The organism is Corallincola luteus (assembly GCF_004336975.1).
In the GTDB taxonomy this organism is placed as follows: domain Bacteria; phylum Pseudomonadota; class Gammaproteobacteria; order Enterobacterales; family Neiellaceae; genus Corallincola; species Corallincola holothuriorum.
Genome location: NZ_SJXE01000001.1, coordinates 1,330,453 through 1,356,110, shown reverse-complemented (window position 1 = coordinate 1,356,110; position 25,658 = coordinate 1,330,453). Strand labels below are relative to the sequence as shown.

General features: G+C 48.5%; 25 protein-coding genes and 4 tRNA genes. 12 read left to right on the top strand and 17 right to left on the bottom strand.

Going from position 1 to position 25,658, the window contains the following annotated elements; all coding sequences use genetic code 11:
* Position 1: 1 nt before the first annotated feature.
* Positions 2-196, top strand: coding sequence for a DUF2897 family protein (locus EZV61_RS06040; protein WP_131414625.1), 195 nt, complete (start codon positions 2-4; stop codon positions 194-196).
* Positions 197-267: 71 nt separating this feature from the next.
* On the opposite strand, the gene purC is transcribed toward EZV61_RS06040, so the two are convergent.
* The 3 genes from purC to dapA are packed head-to-tail and all read right to left on the bottom strand — an operon-like array spanning position 268 to position 3,016.
* Positions 268-981 carry a phosphoribosylaminoimidazolesuccinocarboxamide synthase gene (gene purC, locus EZV61_RS06035; protein WP_114337830.1) on the bottom strand — a complete coding sequence of 238 codons (714 nt, stop codon included), beginning with the start codon at positions 979-981 and terminating at the stop codon, positions 268-270.
* Between the two features lie 23 nt (positions 982-1,004).
* Positions 1,005-2,138 carry an outer membrane protein assembly factor BamC gene (bamC, locus tag EZV61_RS06030; RefSeq protein WP_131414624.1) on the bottom strand — a complete coding sequence of 378 codons (1,134 nt, stop codon included), beginning with the start codon at positions 2,136-2,138 and terminating at the stop codon, positions 1,005-1,007.
* Positions 2,138-3,016: a 4-hydroxy-tetrahydrodipicolinate synthase gene (gene dapA, locus EZV61_RS06025; protein ID WP_131414623.1), complete on the bottom strand. Its 879-nt coding sequence runs from the start codon at positions 3,014-3,016 to the stop codon at positions 2,138-2,140. Before dapA ends, bamC begins: the two co-directional genes overlap by 1 nt.
* A 144-nt stretch (positions 3,017-3,160) precedes the next feature.
* Here dapA and bcp point away from each other — a divergent pair, with 144 nt between their 5' ends.
* A complete protein-coding gene (bcp, locus tag EZV61_RS06020) occupies positions 3,161-3,631 on the top strand; it encodes a thioredoxin-dependent thiol peroxidase (RefSeq protein ID WP_131414622.1) in 471 nt (156 codons plus the stop codon).
* Positions 3,632-3,703: 72 nt separating this feature from the next.
* Here the strand turns inward: bcp and EZV61_RS06015 are convergent, their stop codons facing one another.
* Together EZV61_RS06015 and EZV61_RS06010 are read right to left on the bottom strand one after the other, a co-directional pair.
* A complete protein-coding gene (locus EZV61_RS06015) occupies positions 3,704-4,792 on the bottom strand; it encodes an AI-2E family transporter (protein WP_131414621.1) in 1,089 nt (362 codons plus the stop codon).
* Positions 4,785-5,042: a sulfurtransferase TusA family protein gene (locus EZV61_RS06010; protein WP_165569540.1), complete on the bottom strand. Its 258-nt coding sequence runs from the start codon at positions 5,040-5,042 to the stop codon at positions 4,785-4,787. Before EZV61_RS06010 ends, EZV61_RS06015 begins: the two co-directional genes overlap by 8 nt.
* 177 nt (positions 5,043-5,219) lie before the next feature.
* Between EZV61_RS06010 and bepA the strand changes: the two genes are divergently transcribed.
* From bepA to EZV61_RS05990, 4 genes are all read left to right on the top strand, one after another.
* Positions 5,220-6,662 (top strand): beta-barrel assembly-enhancing protease, encoded by a 1,443-nt coding sequence (gene bepA / locus EZV61_RS06005; protein ID WP_240695150.1) that lies wholly within the window; start codon positions 5,220-5,222, stop codon positions 6,660-6,662.
* Between the two features lie 73 nt (positions 6,663-6,735).
* Positions 6,736-7,083: an arsenate reductase (glutaredoxin) gene (gene arsC, locus EZV61_RS06000; protein ID WP_131414619.1), complete on the top strand. Its 348-nt coding sequence runs from the start codon at positions 6,736-6,738 to the stop codon at positions 7,081-7,083.
* A 23-nt stretch (positions 7,084-7,106) separates the two neighbouring features.
* Positions 7,107-7,502 carry a DUF2069 domain-containing protein gene (locus EZV61_RS05995; RefSeq protein ID WP_131414618.1) on the top strand — a complete coding sequence of 132 codons (396 nt, stop codon included), beginning with the start codon at positions 7,107-7,109 and terminating at the stop codon, positions 7,500-7,502.
* A gap of 23 nt (positions 7,503-7,525) precedes the next feature.
* Positions 7,526-9,409, top strand: coding sequence for a hypothetical protein (locus EZV61_RS05990; RefSeq protein WP_131414617.1), 1,884 nt, complete (start codon positions 7,526-7,528; stop codon positions 9,407-9,409).
* Positions 9,410-9,435: 26 nt separating this feature from the next.
* Here the strand turns inward: EZV61_RS05990 and hda are convergent, their stop codons facing one another.
* Both hda and EZV61_RS05980 read right to left on the bottom strand, forming a co-directional pair.
* Complete coding sequence (hda, locus tag EZV61_RS05985) at positions 9,436-10,137, bottom strand: DnaA inactivator Hda (protein WP_114337821.1); 702 nt, start codon at positions 10,135-10,137, stop codon at positions 9,436-9,438.
* A gap of 21 nt (positions 10,138-10,158) precedes the next feature.
* Positions 10,159-11,325, bottom strand: a complete 1,167-nt coding sequence (locus EZV61_RS05980; RefSeq protein WP_170308594.1) for a DUF2066 domain-containing protein — start codon at positions 11,323-11,325, stop codon at positions 10,159-10,161.
* Between the two features lie 29 nt (positions 11,326-11,354).
* Here EZV61_RS05980 and purM point away from each other — a divergent pair, with 29 nt between their 5' ends.
* Genes purM through EZV61_RS05965 form a run of 3 tightly spaced genes read left to right on the top strand, consistent with a single transcriptional unit; the run spans position 11,355 to position 13,847 of the window.
* On the top strand, positions 11,355-12,395 hold the full coding sequence (gene purM / locus EZV61_RS05975) for a phosphoribosylformylglycinamidine cyclo-ligase (protein WP_170308593.1): 1,041 nt from the start codon (positions 11,355-11,357) through the stop codon (positions 12,393-12,395).
* A 5-nt stretch (positions 12,396-12,400) separates the two neighbouring features.
* Positions 12,401-13,042 (top strand): phosphoribosylglycinamide formyltransferase, encoded by a 642-nt coding sequence (purN, locus tag EZV61_RS05970; protein ID WP_131414615.1) that lies wholly within the window; start codon positions 12,401-12,403, stop codon positions 13,040-13,042.
* Positions 13,029-13,847, top strand: coding sequence for a DUF3108 domain-containing protein (locus EZV61_RS05965; protein WP_165569539.1), 819 nt, complete (start codon positions 13,029-13,031; stop codon positions 13,845-13,847). The genes purN and EZV61_RS05965 overlap by 14 nt, the downstream gene beginning before the upstream one ends.
* Here the strand turns inward: EZV61_RS05965 and EZV61_RS05960 are convergent.
* The gene (locus EZV61_RS05960; RefSeq protein ID WP_131414613.1) at positions 13,813-14,580 is read right to left on the bottom strand and encodes a class II glutamine amidotransferase; all 768 of its coding nucleotides are present in this window, start codon (positions 14,578-14,580) and stop codon (positions 13,813-13,815) included. The two genes, EZV61_RS05965 and EZV61_RS05960, sit on opposite strands and share 35 nt — an antisense overlap.
* 326 nt (positions 14,581-14,906) lie before the next feature.
* Between EZV61_RS05960 and fadE the strand changes: the two genes are divergently transcribed.
* Positions 14,907-17,372: an acyl-CoA dehydrogenase FadE gene (fadE, locus tag EZV61_RS05955; RefSeq protein WP_131414612.1), complete on the top strand. Its 2,466-nt coding sequence runs from the start codon at positions 14,907-14,909 to the stop codon at positions 17,370-17,372.
* 52 nt (positions 17,373-17,424) lie between these two features.
* Here fadE and EZV61_RS05950 read toward each other — a convergent pair whose 3' ends face one another.
* The 8 genes from EZV61_RS05950 to EZV61_RS05915 all read right to left on the bottom strand — a co-directional run bounded on the left by EZV61_RS05950 (position 17,425) and on the right by EZV61_RS05915 (position 21,710).
* Positions 17,425-17,931 (bottom strand): GNAT family N-acetyltransferase, encoded by a 507-nt coding sequence (locus EZV61_RS05950; RefSeq protein ID WP_131414611.1) that lies wholly within the window; start codon positions 17,929-17,931, stop codon positions 17,425-17,427.
* A gap of 155 nt (positions 17,932-18,086) precedes the next feature.
* Positions 18,087-18,163 (bottom strand) — tRNA-Asp (locus EZV61_RS05945).
* Between the two features lie 47 nt (positions 18,164-18,210).
* Positions 18,211-18,287, bottom strand: a tRNA-Asp gene (locus tag EZV61_RS05940).
* 128 nt (positions 18,288-18,415) lie between these two features.
* Positions 18,416-18,492, bottom strand: a tRNA-Asp gene (locus tag EZV61_RS05935).
* 35 nt (positions 18,493-18,527) lie between these two features.
* Positions 18,528-18,604: transfer RNA gene (locus EZV61_RS05930), tRNA-Asp, on the bottom strand.
* Positions 18,605-18,722: 118 nt separating this feature from the next.
* Positions 18,723-20,033 carry a hypothetical protein gene (locus EZV61_RS05925; RefSeq protein WP_131414610.1) on the bottom strand — a complete coding sequence of 437 codons (1,311 nt, stop codon included), beginning with the start codon at positions 20,031-20,033 and terminating at the stop codon, positions 18,723-18,725.
* A 73-nt stretch (positions 20,034-20,106) separates the two neighbouring features.
* Positions 20,107-20,847, bottom strand: a complete 741-nt coding sequence (gene dnaQ / locus EZV61_RS05920; protein WP_114337812.1) for a DNA polymerase III subunit epsilon — start codon at positions 20,845-20,847, stop codon at positions 20,107-20,109.
* Between the two features lie 122 nt (positions 20,848-20,969).
* Positions 20,970-21,710, bottom strand: coding sequence for a class I SAM-dependent methyltransferase (locus tag EZV61_RS05915; protein ID WP_131414609.1), 741 nt, complete (start codon positions 21,708-21,710; stop codon positions 20,970-20,972).
* Positions 21,711-21,779: 69 nt separating this feature from the next.
* Between EZV61_RS05915 and gloB the strand changes: the two genes are divergently transcribed.
* Both gloB and EZV61_RS05905 read left to right on the top strand, forming a co-directional pair.
* Positions 21,780-22,547, top strand: coding sequence for a hydroxyacylglutathione hydrolase (gloB, locus tag EZV61_RS05910; RefSeq protein WP_131414608.1), 768 nt, complete (start codon positions 21,780-21,782; stop codon positions 22,545-22,547).
* A gap of 67 nt (positions 22,548-22,614) precedes the next feature.
* A complete protein-coding gene (locus tag EZV61_RS05905; protein ID WP_131414607.1) occupies positions 22,615-24,276 on the top strand; it encodes a lytic transglycosylase in 1,662 nt (553 codons plus the stop codon).
* A gap of 77 nt (positions 24,277-24,353) precedes the next feature.
* On the opposite strand, the gene EZV61_RS05900 is transcribed toward EZV61_RS05905, so the two are convergent.
* Positions 24,354-25,637, bottom strand: a complete 1,284-nt coding sequence (locus EZV61_RS05900; RefSeq protein WP_131414606.1) for a fumarylacetoacetate hydrolase family protein — start codon at positions 25,635-25,637, stop codon at positions 24,354-24,356.
* Between the last annotated feature and the right edge of the window lie 21 nt (positions 25,638-25,658).

Here is a 25,658-nt window from a genome sequence, read left to right as displayed (position 1 = left end):
TATGGAAACTTGGAAACTAATACTACTCATCGCGACAATTTTAGGCTTTATTATCAGTAACATCATGCTGTTAAAACATACCGCCAAATTTAAGCTGGAAAAGCGTATTGATGAGTTCAAACATGGAAAGAAAATCGGTGTTATCAAGAAGGACGTTAAGCCAGGGGAAAAAGAGATACCTCATAAACGCCTATGACCCCCTCTTTCTACATAATAAAAAACCCGCTGACAGCGGGTTTTTTATTTGGATATGAAACGGTAACAACTTTAGTCGAGATTTAAACCCAAGCGCGCAGCAACGGCTTCATAGGCTTCAACCACACCGCCTAAACCTTGACGGAAGCGATCTTTATCCAGCTTGTCACGGGTTTCTTTATCCCATAAACGGCAACCATCAGGAGTAAATTCGTCACCAAGAATGATTTCACCATTGAACACGCCAAATTCAAGCTTGTAATCAACAAGTATCAGGCCAGCATCGTCAAACAGCTTCTTCAATACATCATTGACTTTGAAGGTTTGCTCCTTCATCGCAGTCACTTGTTCGGCTGTCGCCCAACCAAAGCTTTGGATGTGATACTCGTTGATCATTGGATCATGAAGCTGATCATTCTTAAGGAAAAATTCGAAGGTTGGTGGTGACAAATCCATTCCTTCCTTGACTCCCAAACGACGACAGATGGAACCCGCAGCCACGTTACGAACAACGCACTCAACCGGGATCATATCCAGCTTCTTAACCAACGCTTCATCATCCGCAATCAGACGATCCATCTGCGTAGCGATACCAGCTTCTTCAAGCTTAGTCATAATGAAATGGTTAAACTTGTTATTTACCATGCCTTTACGGTCGAGCTGTTCAATTTTCTCGCCATCAAAAGCGGATGTATCGTTGCGGAATTGCAAGATCAGTCGATCTGCATCATCTGTTGTGTACACAGACTTCGCTTTACCACGGTACAACTCTGCTTTCTTTTCCATCGGGATCTCTGCTCCGCTTAAAACTATTGATTAATTACGCCACGTTCCATCGCATCTTTCAGTGCATCATATATTTCTGCCAGCCGCTCTTCACCGACAGGTCTATTTTCTATAGACAATAAAGTGATTGAGGTTGAATTCCCCAAGTCCCCTAATAATATCTGATATTGCTCCTTGGGGATATCAATCTCGATACCATCACCCCAAATCGATTGCCATAACGTTTGCGAACCTAGATAGCGCACGTAATAAGTGCCAAGTGACTTATTTCTATCTTCTATCGTAAATCCAAGATCTGAAATAACCAACGCAAGACGAGCCCAAGTTCTCTCAAACCCTGCAGAAGCAATAAAGGCAGGTAAACCAGAGGCATCTTTACCGACAGCTAACGTTATTGGCTTGAACTTCTGTTGCTCTTGTTCATGAGCCAATACGCGTTTCTTAAACTCGTAGTGCCCGATAGCTCCGTTTAGTAGACTCACGGTGTAGCGGCGTTTATCAATATTACTAAGCGTATCGCCAACTTTACGATTATTCAGTGTCTCTTCATGTCCCAGTAACAGAGCCGTTAGCGTCGCTTTATCTCCCCGCTCATTAACATCCAAAGAGAACAGGTAGCGTTGACGAATATGTATCTCTTTCTCACTAAACGTTAAGGTATCAAACAGGGTGTTTTCATCGCTCAATTTTACGTCAGAGTGGAACCATTCGGTAATCAACACACCGCCGTCTTTATCCCAAAACCTAGCTCGAATACCTTTTTCATAAAAGTACTCCCACAACACCCGCCAGACTTCATCTCGAACACTGCCGCCATCTTCTTCAAGGGAAAAGTCAATGGATACTTTACCGCCACCGCTGTTTTTAACATTACTTCCCTCAACCAAGGGCAGAACTTGAGCCGGCGCCCGAATATCAAGTTCACGACCATAGGCTGCACTGGCACTTTCTAAATCGTCGATGGCATACTCTTCATTAGTAGCTGGCGCATTCAACCCCTCAGGTATTGCCAAACCACGGGATGGCATCACGTTAAGATAGTCATAATTACCACTGGCAGTACGGCGGTCTTCTGCTGACGTACAACCGATGAGCACTGAGACCGATGAGAGTGCGATAACACAGAAACGGAACCACTTTATACCGTTCAACTTCATTAAATTAATCCTGCTTTTTGCAGTGCTTTTTCCACTTCGGGCTGAGCTGACTCACTCAAAATCGTCAGGGGCAAACGTAAAAAAGCATTAGGTATGAGCCCAACACGAGATAAAGCCCACTTTACAGGAATAGGATTAGCTTCGATAAATAGCTTGTCATGTAGCAATGACAACGGCTCGTCTAATGCCGCCGCCTTGGCCGCTTCCCCTGCGCGGGCGTGTTGGCACATAGAGGCCATCGCCTTGGGTGCAACGTTATTAGTCACTGAGATAACACCATCACCGCCCAGTAAAAGGAACTCACGCCCAGTGGCATCGTCACCGCTTAACAACAGAAAATCATCATCAACTAACGATTTAATCTGCTTAAATCGGTTCAGATCGCCTGTTGCTTCTTTGATGCCAACGATGTTGTCAATTTTTGACAACCGAGCCACCGTTTCTGGCAACAGATCCACAGCGGTCCGACCGGGCACATTATAAAGTAGCTGAGGAAGCTTGGTACTTTCGGCAATCGCCTTAAAGTGGAGATACAAACCTTCTTGAGTCGGCTTATTGTAATAAGGTGTGACGCTTAAACAACCGGCAATACCGCTATCTTCCAACTGGCTGGTCAAATAAATAGCTTCTGCTGTAGCGTTGGCTCCAGTGCCAGCTATGACAGGGATCCTTCCCGCCGCGAACTCAACAATTTTACGAACCACTTGCAGGTGCTCTTCAAAACCAAGCGTGGCACTCTCTCCGGTCGTACCCATAGCCACGATACCGTTGGTTCCCGATTCAACGTGGAACTCAACCAACTTTTCCAGTGCGATATAATCTATCGCACCCTCTGCATCCATTGGCGTCACTAAGGCGACTATGCTTCCAGCAAACATTCGGCGTTAACTCCTCGAAATCAAGGCGAACTATGGTACTTTTCGAGGCGGGATAAGACAAGCAGATGCGGTGCGATCCAAACACAAGTTTTGACTGTACAGAACATTTGCCTCAAATAATCGAGAAATAATGGGAGAAAAGCTGTGAATACATTAGAGGTCGGCAAGACGGCACCGGATTTTACGTTACCAGATCAAAAAGGCGACATGGTGTCGCTAAGCCAGTTTAAAGGCAAAAACAAAGTCCTGGTGTACTTCTACCCGAAAGCGATGACACCAGGTTGTACAGTTCAAGCCTGCGGCCTCCGCGATAGCAAGGCTGAGCTAGAAGCGCGCAATACCGTAGTGCTAGGCATCAGCCCTGATGCGCCAAAACGATTGGCGAAGTTCACTGAGCGTGATGAGCTTAACTTTACACTGCTTGGCGATGAAGACCATGCTGTCGCAGAAGCTTTTGGTGTTTGGGGACTAAAGAAATTTATGGGCAAAGAATACGATGGTATTCATCGCATTAGTTTTCTTATCGATGAAAATGGCACCGTTACTGAAGTGTTCAACAAGTTTAAAACCAAAGAACATCACGATGTTGTGTTAGCTGCACTGACAGCAAGCTAAGTTACACTTAGTGACTAATGATGGGCGCTTGATGGGACTAGACCCCATCAAGCATGCCTAAAGCGCACCACGTTATGCGGATACAGCCGAATCGTCTTTCTGTTCCTTAGCCACATAGTGACTCGGCCACACATTCACGACAGCTTTGACCAAGGTTGCCAGCGGGATAGCAAAGAACACCCCCCAGAACCCCCAAATGCCACCGAAAAAGAGTACCGCAACGATAATAGCGACAGGATGTAAGTTCACCGCCTCAGAAAATAGAACCGGTACCAGTACATTCCCATCAAGCATCTGAATAATCGAATAAGCCAACATCAGATACCAAAACTCTGAGCTCACGCCCCACTGGAAAAGTGCAACCATCGCCACTGGGATCGTCACCACCGTGGCACCAATATATGGGATCAGCACACTCAATCCGACTAGTAAGCCCAACAGTGCAGGATATCTAAGCCCCATGACAACGAAGGTAATATAACTGGCACCGCCAACAATCAATATCTCAATCACCTTGCCGCGAATATAGTTCATGATCTGGCCGTTCATTTCATGACCCACTTTATACGCCAAATCCCGATTAGTAGGTAAAAAACGATCAATGCTTTTGAGCAGAAACTCTTTATCTTTTAAGAAAAAGAACAACAACAGAGGCACTAAAATCGCATAAACCAACAGAGCAACTAATGATACGAGTGAGTTCAAAGACATAGAGATAATCCCTTGCCCCATATCCAGAAGGTGAGTTCTGAGTGTTGTTACCACATTATCGATCTGCTCCATTTGGATTAGACCCGGGTAGCGTTCAGGTAATCCAGACAGATAAACCTGCGCCTCTCCTATCATGGTGGGCAGCTCTGTCACAAGTGTGCTTGCTTGTTGCCAGATAATTGGCACAACAACAAGAATGGCCAATAAACTGAGGCCCAAAAATGCCAACAACACAATGGTTGCAGCGAACCCTCGAGGTAATTTCCTTTTGGTCAACTGACTAACCGGCCATTCAAGTAAGTAAGCTAAAACGATGGCTGTTAAAATGGGTGCCAGTAGGCCGCCAAGAAAGTAGATAATGGCAAACCCCATAAGCAGTATGAACATCAATGTCACTGCGGCGGGATCAGAAAACTTACGACGGTACCATCGGTTGAGCATTTCAAACATGAAAACGGCTCTCCTGAGAAATAGTTATTTCAATTGCCGTCAAAGCCAAGCCGCTTTGACGTTCAATAGTATTAGCAGAGAATCCCCTACGGTGGGCATAATCGAGAATGTCACTGGCAGAGCTAGAGTCATCTAACAGAATAACCAAAACATCACCGATATTGAGCTTTCCCATGGCCAATTTACTGTCAATTAGTGTCTGTGGACAGCGCAGTCCTTTCAGATCGAGTTCAAGATAGTCGTGTTGCAAAGCGATATTTCAGCGAAAAAGCTGTCTGGCCTCAAGTTAGATGAAGAAACAGTGGTAATTTTACCTGTGCATGGACTTGTTTCCACTCACACGTTACTGTAATTACAATAATATCGAGAAGTGTTAATAGGTGTCACTCTGAAATACGTCAACACACTCAAGCAAGGAATTGCGCCTTTGCGTCGCAAGATAGCATTGGCTTCGGCCGTTGCGGTAGCTATTTTTTGCCTAGGGCAAACCGCCAGAGCCAATGATTTACCCGACATAGGCACTGCTGCTGTTGGCACCTTAACCCTGCAAAAAGAAGCTATTATTGGCGATTTTTATATGCGCCAAATGCGTGGCACACAGCCACTAGTTAACGATCCATTGCTTGCCGACTATATACAGCAACTAGGCTATCGTCTGCTCGCCAACGCCAGTTCAATCAATTTCCCCTACACCTTTTTCTTGGTTAATAATCCAGAGATTAATGCATTCGCCTTCTTTGGTGGTCATATCGGCATTAACACCGGATTGTTCCTATACGCCGACCAGGAGAGCGAATTAGCATCCGTATTTGCCCACGAAATTGCGCACGTCACACAACGTCACCTTGCCAGAATGATGGAGGCTCAAGCTAAAGCAGCGCCTGCAACCATGGCAGCGTTAGCTGGCTCAATTTTGCTGGCTATCGTTAATCCACAAGCTGGAATGGCGGGCATCTCTGGCACTATGGCCGCAAGTCAGCAGTCCAGCATCAATTACACCCGCGCCAATGAAGAAGAAGCTGACCGCATAGGGATAAAAAATCTTGCGGCTTCCGGTTTCGATCCCAGAGGTATGCCGGAATTTTTTGGCAAGATGGCAGCAAAATATCGTTTTTCCAGCAAGCCACCACAAATGCTCTTGACTCACCCTTTACCCGAATCACGGATATCCGATGCGAGAAACCGTGCAGAACAATATCCCAAAGCTTCAAAGAAAGCCTCTTTGCAATTTGAACTCGCGAAAGCGCGGGTGACAGTGCGCTTCAATCCAGAAAAACCGCAAATCATACTGAACACCATGCAGCGGGCACTGCAAAAGCAAACCTACAACATTAGGGAGGCTGCAGAGTATGGCTATGCGCTGGCACTCACCGACACCGGAAATGCCGATAAAGCAAGAGAACTGCTCACACGCCTCAATAAAAATGACCCAAATAACCTCTACTACATAGACACGTTAACAGATTTAGATGTCAGAGCCCGAAACTACAAAGGCGCAGAAGAACGCTTACAGCAACAACTTTTGCTCCGCTCTGACAGTAATGTCATCAATATTAATCTCGCATCTGTCTATATAGAGCAACAAAAATTTACCGACGCGGCAAGCTTACTGGAAAAATTCCAGCCTTTAGCAAAGGACAACATGCTGGTTTACAGCATGATGATTCAAGCCTATCAAGGCGCAGGCAAGCAAGCACAAATGCACCAAGCGAAGGCAGAACAGTTCGCTCTCGTTGGCGCATTTTCCAGAGCGATCAAAGAACTGCATATGGCACACCCTTTATTGGAAGGGAATGTTATAGAACAATCACGTGTGGAAGAACGGATCCGGCAATTCCGCGAATTAGAAACTCAGTTGAAGAACCTTTAACACCTACCGTACTTCATGTATCAATGTATATGCTGGCGGCCAACCGTCAGCTGATTTAGTTAAAAGAGTCACTATGAAATCAGTTACTATTTACCACAATCCACGCTGCTCAAAATCCCGTGAAACGCTCAAGTTGATCGAACAACAGGGGATATCTCCAAACATCATCTTGTATTTAAAAAACCCGCCCTCGGTGACCGCACTGCAGGAGCTACTTGCTCAATTGGGCTTATCGCCACGTGATTTGATGCGAACCAAAGAAGAGATCTATTCAACATTAGCGTTGGCCAACGTTGAACAGGAACAGCAATTGCTCGAAGCGATGGTCGCAAATCCTAAGTTAATCGAACGACCCATCGTCGTCAGCGAAGGCAAAGCGATCCTTGGACGCCCGCCAGAAAATGTCCTTTCTATCCTTTAAAGTGAATCCGAGCAGCTAAATACATGAGCAAAATTGAAACAACTACCCGCCGTTTTCAACAACTGGCCTTATCCTGCTATTTAGGCTTAGTCCTCTGGGTTCCGCTCTGGCATTTTGTCCTAGCTCCTCACCCTGAAATGTCAGTGGGGTTCATTCTCTTTATTGGCTGTTTACCACTGCTGCTGCCTTTACCTGGGTTACTGACCGGAAAGCCATACACGTACGCTTGGGCTAATTTCATCATCGTTTGCTACCTAGGCCATGGTCTAACGGCTATCTATTCCAACCCTGGAGAGGCTTGGTGGGCACTGATTGAAATTATCCTCAGCACCGGCGCTTTTATTGGCTGTGTCTACTTTGCACGCCACCGCGGAAGAGAGTTAGGCCTTGGCTTAAAAAAGCGAAAGCAGCCCAAGTAAGCACGATCCAAGTGAGATGAATAATGATCACCGATGCCAAAAAGTTTTCTGTCACCTTAATAAGTGTCCTGCTACTAGTGGCCTGCGGCGGAGGAAGCAATGATGCAGCGGTAGAGCTTGTCTCTCCTTCACCGGAAGAAGCTAAAGTCACCATTCTCCAGCCCTTGCCCCTAGGCAGCGGAGCATCTATCGCCCTTAGTCTGAATGGCTCGGAGATCACCAATATTCACTGGCAACAAATAGATGGCCCAAGGGTACCTATTTTTGATGAACGGCAGAGTTTGCTTGGCGTCGAACTTGATACAACGCCTGCGTCATATAGATTTCAAGTAAGTTATCACTTAGATGGAGAACTAACAGAACAACAACTCGAGCTCAGCAGCGAAATCTCTGAAGAGCAACTACTGATCAGGCGGGACAGAAACGTCGCTGCGGGTAGTGAGTTCTCTCTGCGAGCGGCTTTAATGAGTGGTCAAACCGTCACTGAAGTCTCCTGGCAGCAAACTAGCGGTCCAACAGCATTAACGGAATCAGCAGAAGAGCTACTATTTGTGACCGCACCAATCGTAAGTGAGCCGAGCCTGCTTTCATTTGTCGCCAACGGCACTGCCCCTACCGGGGCAACATATACCGATGAAGTTTGGGTACAAGTATTACCGTCAGCAGTCCCCTCAGGTAATGCCTATTTTGATGAGCCACTGGCGCACACCTTCCCCTATCTAGACGGTCGTTATAGTGATGCTCTGAGCACCTGTGTGTACAACAACAGCTTAACCCAGAGTTGCTTATTGGCACGTTTACCACTTCTTGCTGCCGAGGCTCAAGCCAACGGCTTAGCGTACCCAACAACCGATCAGATAATGCAGCGAGTTGTTGTTTCCCATGAATGGATGGGTAAGGCATTTGAGGATTTTCTGAGCGCACAACCTCACACTGATTTTCATCATCTGTTAAGCGCGGTGACAGCCATCGTCATTAGTTATGATATCCGTCCCTCTTTCTATTGGGCGGCAACAGGGGCTATCTATCTCGATCCAGAGAACCTTTGGCGCACAGCACAAGAACGAGATCTGATTAACGAACAACCGGATTACCGAAGCGGGTTTGGCGGTTCACTGCAATTCGATATGCTGTGGCGCTACACTAAAAACGACGAATACGCCTACACTAGAGTGCCGCGAGATAATAGAGCAACACGGGAGCTTAGCGATATCACCAACCGCTTTAGCGCCCTGCTCTATCACGAGTTGGCACATGCTAACGATTTCTTTCCACCCGCAACTCACGGGCAACTGGCTCCTCAAGACTCCGTCTTATCTGCTGTCTATCAACTGGACTGGTTATCTGAGCAACTCACAGAACGATCACCGCTGCAGTCAAACGCAATGACCGAACTTGCCCAAGTGGCGTTCAGGGGCATCGATCCAACACCTGAGCAAGAGGAATTACTTCCCGAAGATGTAGCCCTGATGTTCCCACCCGATGGCGCTGTAGATTTTTATAATTACAGTTCTGAGCGGGAAGATCTGGCCATGCTATTTGAAGAGTTGATGATGCAATATCGCTTATCAGTACAACGGGATGTGGCGATCACCAATAATCCAAGCGATGAAGAAGCATCGAGCAGTGACTACATCGTCAATTGGGGACAACGCGGGCGCATCGCCGAACCTTGGATTACCGAACGGGCGACATGGGTATTGGAGAACATTCTGTCTGAATTGGATCCGCATAGCGTTGTAGAGAGTCTGATCACCCCCATACCGATGAATATGGGCGATTCATGGGCTGACAACCTGCTACTTGGCCCTCAAGAAAACAAAAATTTAAGAACCAATAGAGATAAGAAAGAGCAAGGGATTGAACGCTTAAGATATCATGGCAAACCGTTACCCCTAGCAGAGTAAAAACGGTTCCTGAACGATAGCTAGAATTAGAGTGATAATACCTGCTTAACAAACGGCACGGTTAATTTTCGCTGCGCCACCATCGAGGCACGGTCAAGCGTATCCAATGTCTCAGTTAACGCCCCCATCTCTCGAGCTACTCGGTTGAGTAAAAAGCGAGCCACTTCATCAGGCATCTTCATGCCACGGTTTTGCGCGCGCTGCATCAACATGGCGACTTTCTGCTCATCATCCAAAGAGCTAAGTTTGGCAACCAGGCCCCAGTCTAAACGGGAACCCAGATCTGGCAGCTGAAAACCACAGGTTCGGGGCGCTCCTTTGGCTGACATCAAAAGTCGAGCCTGGCCTAACTCTCCGACACGATTGTAGAGATCGAATAACGCGCTCTCCCAAACAGCATCTCCTGCGATATGATCCACATCATCAATAGCAACCAGATCCAATTGCTCGAGTCCCTCAAACATAATGGGACTAATTTGAGATGAGATAGACATCGGTAGGTAGGCGACTTGCATCCCCCGGTTTGCCCCATCGGCACATGCAGCGTGCAACAAATGAGATTTGCCACAGCCCGCCGCACCCCACAGGTAAAATGGCTGCTCATTTTTGTCTAGCAATAGCTTCAGCTGCTCTACGACCGAGTCATTTGCCGCGCCGTAATAGCTAGCAAATGTTTCGTCATCAGGCAGATTCAGTGCCAATGGCAGCTGTTTGTCAAACGTACTCAAGCTCGTATCACCAACAAATAGTCATGGTAGCCAAGCATACTCCTGACTCTCTTGGGTAATATCATCCCCAGCCACAACCACCAGGTGTTCATCCAGTTCAATAGCTGCAAGTACTGATGTTGGATCACCCAACAAGCCCAGTCGGAACTGCGCTCTGGCACCATTTAAACTCACTAACTCAACCGCTGACACCTGAGTTAGTGAGGCTAGCTGCTTCATCACGGCGACATAGATATCGGGTTGCTCCACATTAACGACCGTAATGGTAATTGAATCAGAAGCCAGTGAGCCGCCCGTTACCGCATATTTACTCGCAAAGTCATCAGCTAACTGATTAACCATCGCCGTCATCAGCTCTTCACGTGTTCCGGTCAATTGTGACTGACCAACATCATTTAGCGGCTGCATATCAGGCAAAGTCAACAACTGCCAATCGAGCACCCAGGCATCACCCGCCTGAAATAACTTAGCAACAATCATTGCATCGGCAGCATAGCGGCTTGAAGCTTGTGCCAGTGGAGCTTGGAAACGCCCCCAAACATCAGAGACTGAGACCTGCATAGCATCATCAAGATCCATTAGCGGAAGCAACGATGGCATCCCTCTTTCATCAGAAGCCTGCTTGATAAGCCCAGGCAGCTCTGATGCTGTGCTATCAGCCAAAATATGACGCTCGCCAGCCTGCTCCTCAACCAACCAAACCATCACTAATGGACGGCGGTTGCCCCAGACGCCTTCGTTGGCTTGGCGCAATAAGCGATTAATTCTTTCACTATCAAACTGAACACTAACAAATGTCTGCTCAGACTCCTGATAGCCATACTGAAGCATATAATCTTGTGCTTTCGTCAGCTGAGACTTAATTAAGGGGTTTTCTAACACCGCAGACGTCCCCCCAACACGTACTAACACAACTTTAAAAGCCTGCGTTTGTGCCTGGTTCATCTCTGCTGAGCCTTTATCGGAAACAAGAATGTCGACCTGATAGAGGTTATTTACTTCAATAGCCACTGCTTGGCGAGCCGAAAACAAGCCAAATAGCAGCATTAACAGTATGAAAAGTCTTCCTTTCACCACGAATTTTACCCGTCCAGTATGTTGCTGCGGCATCATACCATAACAACGTATAAATGAACCTTTCGCAAGTTGCTCCCTTTCGTCGCCATGCTCTGCTAGAATTGCGCCCAAATTACGACCAAGATCCAAATGAGGCAGCCGTGAGCGAACAGAAGCAATCACTCAGTTATAAAGACGCAGGTGTCGACATTGATGCAGGTAATGCATTAGTTGACCGTATTAAAGGTGTGGCAAAACGAACCCAACGCCCCGAAGTAATGGGTGGATTAGGCGGTTTTGGTGCACTGTGTGAGCTGCCGAAAAAATATAAAGAACCAGTACTGGTAAGTGGTACCGACGGTGTCGGCACTAAATTGCGCCTGGCCATCGACCTGAACCGTCATAGCGGTGTTGGTGTCGATTTAGTCGCCATGTGTGTTAACGACCTTATTGTGCAGGGTGCAGAGCCTCTGTTCTTCCTCGATTACTTCGCCACCGGCAAATTGAATGTCGACACGGCAGCCGATGTGGTATCAGGTATCGGTGATGGATGTGCGTTGGCTGGTGCTGCTTTAATTGGTGGTGAAACAGCAGAGATGCCTGGCATGTATGAAGGAGATGATTACGATCTCGCAGGCTTCTGTGTCGGTGTTGCTGAAAAATCTAAAGTTATTGATGGTACCAAAGTGGCCGCAGGTGACACCCTGATCGCACTGGCTTCCTCTGGCCCTCACTCCAATGGTTACTCGCTCATCCGTAAGATCCTGGAAGTTAGCGAAGCGGATACCCAGCAAGCATTTGGCAACGGCACACTGGCTGATGCCTTACTTGAGCCAACCCGTATCTATGTAAAACCCGTACTAGCCTTGATGGAACAATTTAATATTCACGCCATCTCCCACATCACGGGTGGTGGTTTCTGGGAAAATATACCACGGGTACTGCCAGCTACCTGCAAAGCGATTGTTGATAGCAAGAGCTGGGAATGGCCAGAGATCTTTAACTGGTTGCAGGAAAAAGGCAACGTAGAAACCCACGAGATGTATCGCACATTTAACTGTGGCGCAGGCTTAGTTATTGCGTTATCAGCCAATGAAGCGGAAGCCGCCGTGGCAGCATTGAATGAAGCTGGCGAAAGCGCGTGGATAGTAGGTCAGATTGCTGAACGTACTGGCGATGAAGAACAGGTTGAGATGGTGTAACTGCGATGCCTAATTGTCGTATCGTCGTCCTGATATCTGGAAACGGTAGCAATCTGCAAGCGATCATCGATAAGTGCCATCTTCAAGATGGCGCTGAAATCGTTGCGGTAGTCAGCAACCGATCTGATGCCTACGGTCTTCAGCGTGCTCGCGCAGCAAATATCGCCGCCAAGGTACTTGACCATAAAGCATTCGAGAGCAGAGAAAGCTATGACAAGGCGTTAATTACTTTAATTAGCGAATTTCAAGCAGACCTTCTGGTGATGGCTGGTTTTATGCGTATTTTAACCCCTGAGTTTGTTACAAACTTCAGCGGCAAAATGCTCAACATCCACCCTTCTTTGTTACCTAAGTATCAAGGCTTGCATACCCATCAGCGAGCCATTGAAGCGGGTGATAAAGAGCATGGAGCGTCGGTACACTTTGTTACTGAAGAACTCGATGGTGGACCTGTGATCCTGCAAGCTCGTGTGCCAGTGTTTGCTGAAGATACAGTCGACGAACTGGCTGCCCGTGTTCACGAACAAGAACACCAGATCTATCCCATGGTTGTCACCTGGTTTGCCTGCGGACGCTTGTCGATGGGCGATGGACAGGCGATACTGGATGGAAATATCCTACCGCCGGATGGTTATGCAAACGACTAATCTAAAACGGGCGCTGATAGGCGCCCTTTTTTTTCTTCCCTTCTCCACTATCGCTGACCAAGCGAATAACTCGGGTACACCTGAGTCACAGAGCAGTGAGCTCGATATCCGCCCCTATCAAGCCGAATACAAAGTGTTCAGAGGGGGCAGTGAATATGGCAAAGGCTCGCGCTCACTCCTGCAAGTTGAGGATGGGCTTTGGTATCTGGAAACCAGCACAGATGTAAGCTGGCTATTTCTCTCGGACCGGCGTCAGGAAAAAAGTTGGTTTAAGGTATTCGATGATCACGTCGTTCCCTTGCAATATAAACAAAAACGCTCTGGCACCGGCCCCGACTACCTCTCCTTCGTGTTATTTGACCACCGCCTAAAAAAAGTAAAAGAGATCGGCGATTATGACGAATTCGAGGCGGTCTATCAGTCAGGCGTTCTCGATGGCGCCAGTTACCAGTTTCAGATGATGCGTGACATTCAGGCCGGCGTGAAAGATATCACCTACCCCATTATTATGAGTGGAGAAAATAAAGAGTACCGCTTCAAACTGATTGGTGAAGAGGAGCTAGAAACACCATTTGGCAAACTGGCTACCGTCAAACTGGAACGGATCCGCGGCAACAAAAAACGCCAGACGTATGTTTGGTTAGCCAAAGAGTATGGCTATGTGGTTGCGCGAATATGGCAAGCCAAGGGCGGCTCAGAGCAAGCCGATCTGCAAATAAGTCATTTCAAATGGTTAAAGCAAGCCCCCCACCCAGAGCTGAAAACAGCGCTTAAAGTATCTGCTCCCCCTGACAAAACAAAGTAAACTCACCGGCCGCCATTTTGTACCACTGTTCATTGATGGTGAGTGGCTGGGTAGCAAACACGGTCACCACGTCATCTGGCGTGGTTTCCTTATGAAAATCCAATTGCCAATCCTGATCTTTAAGCACTGCTTCACCAAACGGGGCTCGACGCGTTAACCAATGCAGATTGTTGCTGCAGTACGCCATGACATACTCCCCATCAGTGAGTAGCATGTTGTAAACCCCCATCGCCCTTAGTTCATCACACAAAGTCGCAATGTACTTGAATACCGCCGGCATGTTTCCCGGCTTGCGTTTGTACTTTTCAGTTAACGCATTGAGAATAAAACAGAAAGCTCGTTCACTATCAGTACAACCAATAGGTAAGTGCTGCCCGACAGGCAGCTTTTTATAGCCCGACAACTGACCATTGTGAGCAAAGGTCCACGATCGCCCCCAAAGGTCCCGAGTAAACGGGTGGGTATTTTCCAAACAAACGCCACCACGGTTAGCCAGCCTGATATGCCCAATCACTGCGCGACTCTTAATCGGGTAGCTCTGTACCAGCTCAGCAATACGAGATTCTGCCGCTGGATTAGGATCTTTAAAACTACGACAGCCTTTCCCTTCATAGAAGGTGATCCCCCATCCATCACGGTGTGGGCCAGTATTGCCGCCGCGCTGCATTAATCCAGAAAAACTGAAACAGATATCAGTGGGTACATTGGCACTCATGCCGAGCAGTTCACACATAATCTTGCTTACCTCTTTATTCCGCTCAATTTTTCGTGGACGCGGATTTTACTACAGCAAACAAGGTTACTCACTGATTACTGTGACGAATTAAATGACTTTCCTCAATTAACCAGATGAAAGCAGCATTTCAGCAGCGAGAATCAATCGACACTCAAAAATAAATCGATAAATTTCAGACACATAACAAGAATCAAGCAACTATTTGTCATTTCCGTGAATCACATGGGTTGAAGAAAACATTGATCTACATCCATAATGAACTGATAAGAGGTCTGACCTGTATAAGATACAGGACTCATAGCAAACATTAAAAAGGAGACACTATGAATGTTCTCATCTGGTTGGCGGCGGGCTTTGTCGTCTTTGGTATCCTGGCGTACCACCGTGCGTCACTGGCCACATTTACTGGCGCCATTGCAGCCATACTGGTGGGAGCCACGATCAGTGGCGATGCAGGCCAATGGTCATGGTTAGTATTCGCACTTCTGGCACTGCCCTTAAATATCGCAGCGATCAGGCAAACCTACATCAGCAAACCGCTACTAAAGGTTTACCGCAGCATCATGCCCGAGATGTCTTCAACTGAAAAAGACGCCATCGAAGCAGGAACCGTATGGTGGGAAGGAGAGCTTTTCCGCGGCGCACCCGACTGGAGCAAGCTGCATCATTACCCCGCACCGAGACTCAGTGCAGAGGAGCAAGCGTTCCTCGATGGTCCTGTCGAAGAGGTTTGCCGCATGACCAATGACTGGGAGATCACCCACGAGCGCGCAGATCTGCCTCCTGAAATCTGGTCATTCCTGAAAGAACATAAGTTCTTCGCCATGATTATTAAGAAAGAGTATGGTGGCCTTGAATTTTCTGCCTATGCTCAAAGTCGCGTACTACAAAAATTGGTAGGCAGCTCTGCCGTGTTAGCTTCCACCGTTGGCGTACCGAACTCATTAGGTCCCGGTGAGTTACTTCAGCACTATGGCACCGAGGTTCAAAGAAACCACTACCTCCCCCGCTTGGCACAAGGCAAAGAGATCCCCTGTTTTGCGTTAACCAGCCCCGAGGCTGGCTCTGATGCCGGAGCGATCCCTGACTTTGGCATCGTCTGTAAAGATCAATGGCAAGGCGAAGAGGTGCTTGGCATGCGCCTGACCTGGAATAAGCGCTATATTACGCTAGCGCCGATTGCGACAGTGTTAGGTTTAGCATTCAAATTGCGAGATCCAGACGGGTTACTGGGTGATGAAAAAGAGTTAGGCATCACCTGTGCATTGATCCCCACATCGACACCAGGCGTTGAAACGGGACGTCGACATTTCCCGCTCAATGTTCCGTTCCAAAATGGCCCGACCCGCGGTAAAGATGTATTTGTTCCCATCGATTACATTATCGGCGGACCTAAGATGGCTGGCCAAGGTTGGCGCATGCTAGTGGAGTGCCTCTCCGTGGGACGCGCAATCACTTTGCCATCTAACAGTGCTGGCGGAGCCAAAAGCCTTGCGATGGCAACCGGTGCATACGCCCGGATCCGTCGCCAATTCAAGCTGCCTATCGGCAAAATGGAAGGGATACAGGAGCCTTTGGCACGGATCGGTGGCAATGCCTACTTGATGGACAGCGTTACGACCATGACCACAGGGGCAATTGATTTAGGCGAAAAGCCATCCGTTCTAGGTGCGATCTGTAAATATCACCTGACCGATCGCTCTCAAAAAACAGTCATCGATGCCATGGATATTCACGGTGGTAAAGGTGTCTGTATGGGGCCTGCTAACTACCTAGCTCGCGCTTATCAAGGCAGTCCCATCGCTGTCACCGTAGAAGGCGCAAATATCTTAACGCGCTCGATGATGATTTACGGCCAAGGTGCGATCCGTTGTCACCCTTACGTCTTGCCAGAGATGCAAGCAGCGATGCTAACGGATGATCGAGAGGCGCTCGGCAGCTTTGACCGCGCTGTATTTGGCCATATTGGCTTTGCTATCAGCAATTTCTTCCGCGCCACATGGTTAGGCCTCAGTGGAGCGAAATTGGCAAAATCGCCGTTTAAGGATCAGACCAGCCGCTACTATAAGCAGATGAGCCGCTTCAGCGCTGATCTAGCCCTATTATCAGATCTTTGTATGGCGACCCTAGGTGGAGACCTAAAACGCCGTGAGCGTATTTCAGCCCGCCTTGGCGACCTACTGAGTCAACTCTATTTGGCATCATGCGCTTTGAAACGCTTTAACGATGAGGGACGTCAGCAAGAAGATCTGCCACTGCTGCAATGGGCTGTAGAAGATGCGTTATATAAGCTGCAGGAGTCACTACGGGATCTATTGAATAATTTCCCTGTTCGCTGGCTAGGAGCAACCCTGAAGGTGCTGTTGATGCCTTGGGGCGCGCCACTGCGCAAGCCTAGTGACAGCTTAGATCGTAAGGTGGCCGAACTACTGCAAACCCCATCTGAAGCTCGAAGCCGCTTAGGACATGGTCAATACCTAACCGATGAAGAGGGCAACCCCATCGGTCGTCTTGAGGGTACATTAGCCCTACTCCTGAAAGTGGAACCTATTGTTGATGCGATAGCCAAGAAGAAGGGTAAAAAGATACCCTTTATCTTCCTCGACCGGATCGCTGATGAAGCACTGGCTGAAGGCTGGATAGAGCAGGATGAGGCAGCGCTTCTGAAACAGGCTGAAGAGGGTCGCCTCTACACCATTAATGTTGATGACTTCGAAAATGAAGCGTTAGTCGCCGATAAATCAACACTGGTTAATAGTAAAGCGCGCTCATCAGAGAAAGCTGCATAACCCTCTCCCCCGGAGTTAATACCAAGCCCGGCTGTGCCGGGCTTTCTTTTGTCTACGAACCGATGCGCTGAATTGCAGTTCCCACACGTTTTTCCAAGCGCAACACACTGCGTCTATCGCCATAATGTCCCACCTGTTGAAAGCCAAGCTTGGAGTAAAGCGATAAAGCCGTCTGATTATTCTCAAACACAAAAAGTGAGTAGTAATCTGGTTGCCACAGCGCCTCTCCTAGCGCCATCAACCCCGTTACTAAGCGCATGCCAAACCCGCGACCCCTTGCTTCAGGATGGACCACCAACCTCGCTAAGTGACAGTACCCACCACCCTTCTCCCCCAGTGAAAAACGCAGTTGTCCAAAGCCAAGTAAACGTTGGCTGTTGAGCATTGCAAAGCTTTGCGCGTCAGGCCACTGTAACTTGTGCAACCAATCTATTTCATCCCGGGCCCAGCCCATCTCTGGCCCTCCCCACGAACGAAGATCTGACAAAGCGCTAAACCAGGACCTCAACTCTGCAAGATCTGTGGCGCTCGCCATGCGTAGCTGTGTGTCCTTAACCATCGACTCTTCATCGCAATAGAAACCAGCAGCAAAATTAGCACTGACGCAGGAAAGCCTTTAACCCAAAAGACAATTTTGGGTGGCAGATCACCAAAAGATGGAGGGTAAATTTGAGGCAAAAAAAAGCCTCGTAAAAACGAGGCTTTTTTAATAATTGGCGGAGTGGACGGGACTCGAACCCGCGACCCCCGGCGTGACAGGCCGGTATTCTAACCAACTGAACTACCACTCCGCACTAACTGGTGTGAGTATCACTACTCAAAATCTTTGACGGGATGTTGGCGGAGTGGACGGGACTCGAACCCGCGACCCCCGGCGTGACAGGCCGGTATTCTAACCAACTGAACTACCACTCCGCTGAACCCGACAGCTCAACTAAGCAGCGGCGCTTAGCAAAGCAAACTCTTGGTTAGAGACAGAGCAAACTATGCCCTTTCCCCGACCTCGTGACGGACTTTACAAGTCTCTAGCACGACAAATAAGTTGGCGGAGTGGACGGGACTCGAACCCGCGACCCCCGGCGTGACAGGCCGGTATTCTAACCAACTGAACTACCACTCCACCGAAAAACTGGTTGCTTGAGGTTGCAAGGGAGTTGGCGGAGTGGACGGGACTCGAACCCGCGACCCCCGGCGTGACAGGCCGGTATTCTAACCAACTGAACTACCACTCCAGAATAACTAAGGAACTCAACAGGATAACCTTGCGGCATCTGCGATTAAGCCCCCTCAAGCGCGGCGAGGATAATACGGATTGGCCTAGGGTGAGTCAATACCTTTTTTACCGTTCGGTTAATCTTCAGGCAATGATAGGTCAATTAGCTCTTCATCGAGCTCCTCAACCTCTGGTCCTTTGCTTTTTTCTGCTTCTAATGCCGCTGCTTTGGTCTTTTGCAGCATCATCCATTTATAGACAAACATCATAATGGCAGCGAGTAACAACAGCCCGAGATTAATACCCGCGATCAACCACCAATTTACGCTAGGCTGAGGTTTATTAACTTTCTGATTAAGTTCGAACAGTTGACGATTAAACTCTTCATCGATCTGGTCCATCAAACGGCCTAACCCGGCTTCAGGCACTCTTTCAGGAGCTTCACCACCAACAACCTCAGCGACACGCTCCTGCGGGGTCGGAGGCAGATTTACAACACTAAACCGTACAACATTGGTAGCCAACGCCATATCCCGTCCCGTGGTCACCGAACGTCCAAACACTTCAGCCTCCATACGGTAGTCACCGGATTCGGTCAATTCAGCAAGTGAAAATTGGGTATTATCTTGGCCCTGTGTGGACAGCGTAAACTCTCGTTCGCGGCCATCCGACGCGAAAATAGTGCCGCTGAGAGCAATGTTATCTAACTCAACCGCGCTGCCATCAAATTGGAAGTAGATAGCGACAGGCTTTTCCTCAACAACAACGAGATCAGCCGTTACCGGCGAAGGCAGAAGACGTAACGAATGGTTAGTGACACGTTCAAAGGTGGGGTTGTAAACACGCAGGCTCATCTCATATTGGTCAGCTGAGATATTCAGATCCAGTGTACCAGTAAGCACACCGTCACCAGGCGACTCATCAAACCCGGTTCCATCGTCGATAAACTCTCCAAGCTTGAGGCCATTGTAGGAGAGATCATAGCTACTACTTAAACCGACAGCTCTTGCCCATATCTCCATTTTTAAGTCGGCGACAAACGGTGCCAAAGCAATGGTTTGCCCACGGTTAACGACCCTCGCCGTTAAACGCAGACGTTCGCCAACATAAAGCTCTTCAGGCAGCGCATCCATCACCAGAGAAACATCGGACATAGTGACCATGCGGTTACGCGGATCAACACTACCAACTACCTGCCACGGCCCAGCCATCGGCTTTTTGATTGTAATGAGATCAAAAGCAGCATCATCAAACCAAGCCACCGACTCTTCAGGATGACGAGACGCATAAAGCTTACTGCCATCAGGCTGGATCAAAACCACCGGAGCAGAACCGTCGTGACGGTAAATAACCAAAGTGATCTCTTCAATACCGTGATCAAGGCGAAAACGATTTTTAAGCAGCGGACTCAGGTTATCCGCAAAACTCGCAAAGGAAAGCAGCATCATTAACGCCGCCCAACAAAGGCTCAGAGATCTAAAAACCAAACTTTTTTTTGTCATGAATGTGCGACGTCTCGGCCTAAGCCTCGCCTCTCCAAAGACAGCTTCCTGCTTTCTTTTCGACACGATCCAGAATTTCTTGATGTTTTTTCAACTCATCTGCGGTCGCCATCACAACTTGCAACGGTGTTCTATCCGCGCCTAAACGGCGGATCTGGCTACCGTCGCCACCGCCACTTTCAGAGGAGTCACTCAATTCTAGGCTAGTCTGACCGCCGGTCATCAGTAGATAAACGTCAGCAAGGATCTCAGCATCAAGCAGTGCACCGTGCAGTTCTCGATGGGAATTATCGATACCTAAACGACGACAAAGGGCATCCAAGTTATTTTTCTGCCCCGGATATGTCTGCTTCGCCAGGAGCAATGTATCGAGCACACCACAAAAATCCGCGGTGGGCTGATAGTTGCCACCGGATAAACGCGAAAATTCATGATCCATGAAGCCGACGTCAAACGGAGCGTTGTGTATGACCAGTTCAGCACCACGAATAAACTCGACAAAATCATCGGCTATCTGAGCAAATCGAGGTTTATCAGCCAGCATCTCATCAGTGATGCCGTGAACTTGGATCGCTTCTGGATCAACCGGCATATCTGGGTTGATATAAACGTGGTAATGCCGACCAGTTAAACGTCGATTAATCACCTCTACACAACCGATTTCGATAATTCGGTGCCCGAGATAAATAGGTCCCCCGCCCTGGTTCATACCGGTGGTTTCGGTGTCCAGTACGACCTGACGGTGTTCATTCGCACTCATCTAGCGTTACTCCAATCCAACATTTTCAAACGACGAAACAGCCTAGCTATCAACAAATATCGATGATAACAGTTCAGGTGATAGTGCAACATGATGTCATAGCGACGCTACATCAGTGGCAATTACTTCAGAGTATTCGAGCGAACTTGGCCAGCCAATGCCGGCGCTTTCATCCGCTTTGAGTAAGCCCGTAACGGCCTAATGGGCGTTAAGGGCAATTCTCGCTTACGACTAATAAGCAAAGACGCCCCCGCCATTGGTGCCACCACTTTGGCCGCAGACCTCTCCCACCATGGCCAAGCAGGCGTCTGACCACACAAGGAGCCATGAAACAGTGGCTCCTGCCATATAACTTCGTGCCCCAACAATCGCATCCAGTCCTTTAAGCGATGCGGAGACAACATCTGCCCCGTCCAAGGCAGCTTGCTCTTATTTCCGGGACAATATTTCGCCGCCCCTAATAAACTGTATGGGTTAAAGGTCAGCGTGATCAGGTGGCCGTTAGCAATCAATACGCGATGCGCTTCCCGCATCAATTGGTGAGGATCAGAGGAAAAATTCAACGTAAACGCCATCAAGCAAGCATCCACACTGTATTCACTGACAGGCAAGGCCTCCAGTGCGCTGGTAATACCATAATCACCGTGATTTCGCCCCAAGCTAACAGCATGCTTAATGGGACAGCCATCATGGCTCAATTGCGCACTTAACCCGCCTAGCTTTAACAGATGATAGCCAAACATCCTTGGCCACCACTGGCGGAGGCGTTCTTCCGCTAAGCCACGCAGCCAGAGCCCATGGGGTAACTGCTGCCAAGTATCAGGTTGCATGCGAGCAATATTGCCTCGGTGAGTTTTGAACATACGCTGCAATTCAATCAGCCTTAATGCATAATCAATGGTTAAGTGATTGCCACTATTACAAGGTCTCACATGCTACAAGTATCACCGATTAAGGCGTTTAGCGACAACTATATCTGGCTATTACACACGCTTAACGGCGGTATTGTCGTTGACCCTGGAGACGCCGCGCCGGTAATCGCTTTCTTAACTTCGCAACAAATTAAACTAAAAGCTGTTTTACTCACTCATCACCACAGCGATCATGTCGGTGGCGTAGCCAAGTTGCGCCAAACCTACCCTGACATCAAAGTCTATGGGCCCAAAGCGGAAGCTGTTGAACATAGTGATATTCAACTTAGTCACGGCGAAATCATCGATGTTGCAGATACAGGGTTGAAGCTTAAAGTACTGGCAGTACCTGGACATACATTAGGACATATAGCCTATTACGGAGAAAATAGCCTTTTCTGCGGAGATACCCTGTTCAGTGGTGGCTGTGGACGCCTATTCGAAGGCACAGCTGACCAAATGCACCAGTCACTGCAACGGCTCGCTTCGCTACCGGACGCAACGGAAGTGTACTGTGCCCATGAATATACGCAGGCCAACCTCGCCTTTGCAATGGCTGTTGAACCAGACAACCTCGCACTGCAAAGCTACCAAACCTCTGTCAGCGCCCTGCGCCAACAAGATAAGCCCTCGATCCCCAGCACAATAGAGCAAGAAAAACAGATCAACCCCTTCCTTCGTGTTGACCAGATCACAGTTATCTCCGCTGTCAGCGGCTATCTTGAAAAGTCCGTTAAGGCCCCAAGCGCGGTTTTTGCTGGTTTGAGAACTTGGAAGGACAATTTTTAACCAATTAGCTTGATCCGTTCTTCGATGCTCCTTACCATGTGCCGCCACTGAAGTATGTGAGGTCACCATGAAGCTGCCGTATTCCGCGAGTTTTTCCCTGTTAGCGCTTCTATTGGCTGGATGCCAGAGCACGCCAACCACAACTGCACAAGTTGCAGACACGAATGACAACAACCAAGTCCAAACTGACGTTATTGCGCCTGTCACAGCCGTAACGGAAGTCGCTGTCGATGAAGAAGTTATTCCAGCAGATCCTCCTGCTGTCGAGATGCCAGAGGAACAAGAGCTGAGCGCGACACCGGTGAGCGAAGAACCATTGCCACCAACCTATGATGATCTCTGGCTACGCATTGCCGACCAGTTACATATCGAGGTGCCAGACAACAAACGAGTCACCAGTCAGCGTAATTGGTATAAGAAACACCCCTCCTATATGGATCGCGTAGCAAAACGTGCAGATCCCTATCTTTTTCTGATTGTTGAAAAGATCGAACAACGGGGCCTGCCTTTGGAGCTTGCGCTGTTGCCTATTGTCGAAAGTGCATTTGATCCTTTCGCCTATTCCCATGGACGAGCAAGCGGTATCTGGCAGTTTATTCCTGGTACGGGTAAACGCTTTGGCTTAGACCAAAACTGGTGGTACGACGGCCGTCGCGATATCAGCGCGTCAACGGATGCGGCGCTCGATTACCTTGAGTATCTAAATCGTTATTTCAAGGGTGACTGGCTGCATGCGCTCGCCGCTTATAATTCCGGCGAAGGTCGGGTAAGAAGCGCAATAAAAAAGAATAAGCGACTCGGCAAACCTACCGATTTTTGGTCTCTTTCACTGCCAAAAGAAACCCGTGCCTATGTGCCTAAGCTACTCGCTTTGGGCGATCTGCTGAAACGTAGGGACGAATATGGCATGAGTTGGATGACCATCAGCAATCAACCCAAGGTGGTAGAAATCGAGACTGGATCGCAAATCGATCTAGCGTTAGCCGCCGATCTTGCCGGATTATCTGTCGATCAACTGCATAAGCTAAATCCGGCATTTAATCGCTGGGCCACCTCACCCGATGGCCCCCATGCGTTACTCATACCTGTTGAAAAAGCAGAACAGTTCACGACAAAACTCGCATCCCTTGAACGAACTGAGCGCCTTAACTGGGTGCGCCACCGGGTTAAGTCTGGTGACAGTCTGAACAAACTGGCAAAGCAGTATCACACAAGCACGGGCGTTATTAGGGATGTCAATAAGCTCAAAGGCAACACCATACGGGTCGGTGAACACCTACTTATCCCTGTTGCTGCTTCAGAGCTATCTTCCTACGGTTTCAGTGCTGACCAACGGTTAGCAAAAACACAAACCAAACCTCGGGCATCACAGCGCATCGACTATAAGGTCAAAAGCGGCGACAGCTTATGGGAGATAGCTAAACGCCATAAGGTAAATGTCAGGCAACTGGCTAAATGGAATGGTATGGCGCCGACCGATACCTTACGTCTGAATCAAAAATTGGTGATCTGGAAGAAAGGCAAGCCGGCAACCACAGGTAATGGCAACGCCACCACCAGGAAGATCGCCTACAAAGTCCGTTCCGGCGATTCACTCGCCCGCATCGCTTCAAAATTTAAAGTATCGATAAGCGATCTTATGCAGTGGAATCAATTGGATAAAAATAAATATCTGCAACCAGGTCAGATGTTACGCCTGTATGTGGATGTCACGCAGATCAGTTCTTAACTGGCAAATGAACAACGGCGACTGAGGTCGCCGTTTTTCATTCTCATACTGTCCCTATCTCACAGCCGTTATCAGCGTTAATCACAAGATGAGCTTGGCCAACTATCTATTGGCGGTTGCCCTGCTCCCTCAACGACTTGCCACCGCTGACGACCTAGTCGACCTATCGCTGTATAAACCAAGTCTCCAACTTGCAAGTAACCAAGATGATCAGCCGCTTCCATCTGCCTTTGCAAAAACAACGCTCGGGCACCATTCAAACTTAACCCGGCATCAATAAACAAACCTAACTTATCAGCCAGTGACGGCGCCTTAATCGCCGTCCCACCGGGCGTTCCTGTCAATATGAGACTGCCTGCCGGCAACTTGCCATCAGCCAGGTGCAATGCTGCTGGAACACCATAGCGGTCACGCATACAGGTTAGAGATTGCCGCTGATATCTGTCTGCAAGTATCTGCAAGATACGGTAGCCATTAAAAAGCATTTGCGAGCTGAGCCCCTGTTGCTGTGTACGGATAATAAAGCCGCCTTCATCTTGCACCAGCAGACTCAGAGTCAAACTGTGGCGCCCCCCCTGGCGCCAACTCGGCTCTATATCACTACCATGGATCATCCATGGCCCCAAGGGCAGGTAACCGGGGTGAGACTTGCCCTGCACATAGCCAGTATCTGGCGCAATAATAATGGGCTCGCGATCAGATAATTCATTTGCGACCATAAAGGCGATGTTATGGGAGAAAACAAATTCATCAGGCAAATTATTGAGATCGATTTCTTGTAACAGGACGAGCGCTAACTCCACTTCGTAATCAAGCAAGGCAACTTTTTCTGTCGTTCCCAAGCGATAGCCAATAGGCACATCCTGATAGGCCCCGGTTGGTTCTGTGCGTTTAGCAAAGAGCAGAAGGTCGTCCACCGAGGCTGAACTGCTAAATCCAGTTTCGGAACGATGGTCTGCATAATTAAGACCCGCGGCAATAATAAATCGTTGCTGGTCACGCAGCGATTTTTCACTTATCTGAACCGGAGACAAAATACGCTCTGCAAGCTGCGAGCTATCTACCTTCTCGATAGCTGATGACAGCACAGGAGTAGTACGGACGTGCTTAAAAGCTTTCAGGAGCTGTGCTAATTGCTCATCATCCGTGACCTCACCACAAAGCGATGGATCAGACCCTCCCAAGTTTTCGACCTCGTTCGGCGCCCCCTCAAAGGTGACAACCACGCGCCCCATGCAGGTTACGCCGCTGTCACTGATGAAACGCAGCACTCTTGGCGCTTCATTCGCTTGCAGCAGCATAGAGGTGAGCAACCCAAAACCAATAATCAAGCTGTTCGTCAAACCATAAGGTTTACTCACGCTCGCACTCCCAAATGCAAT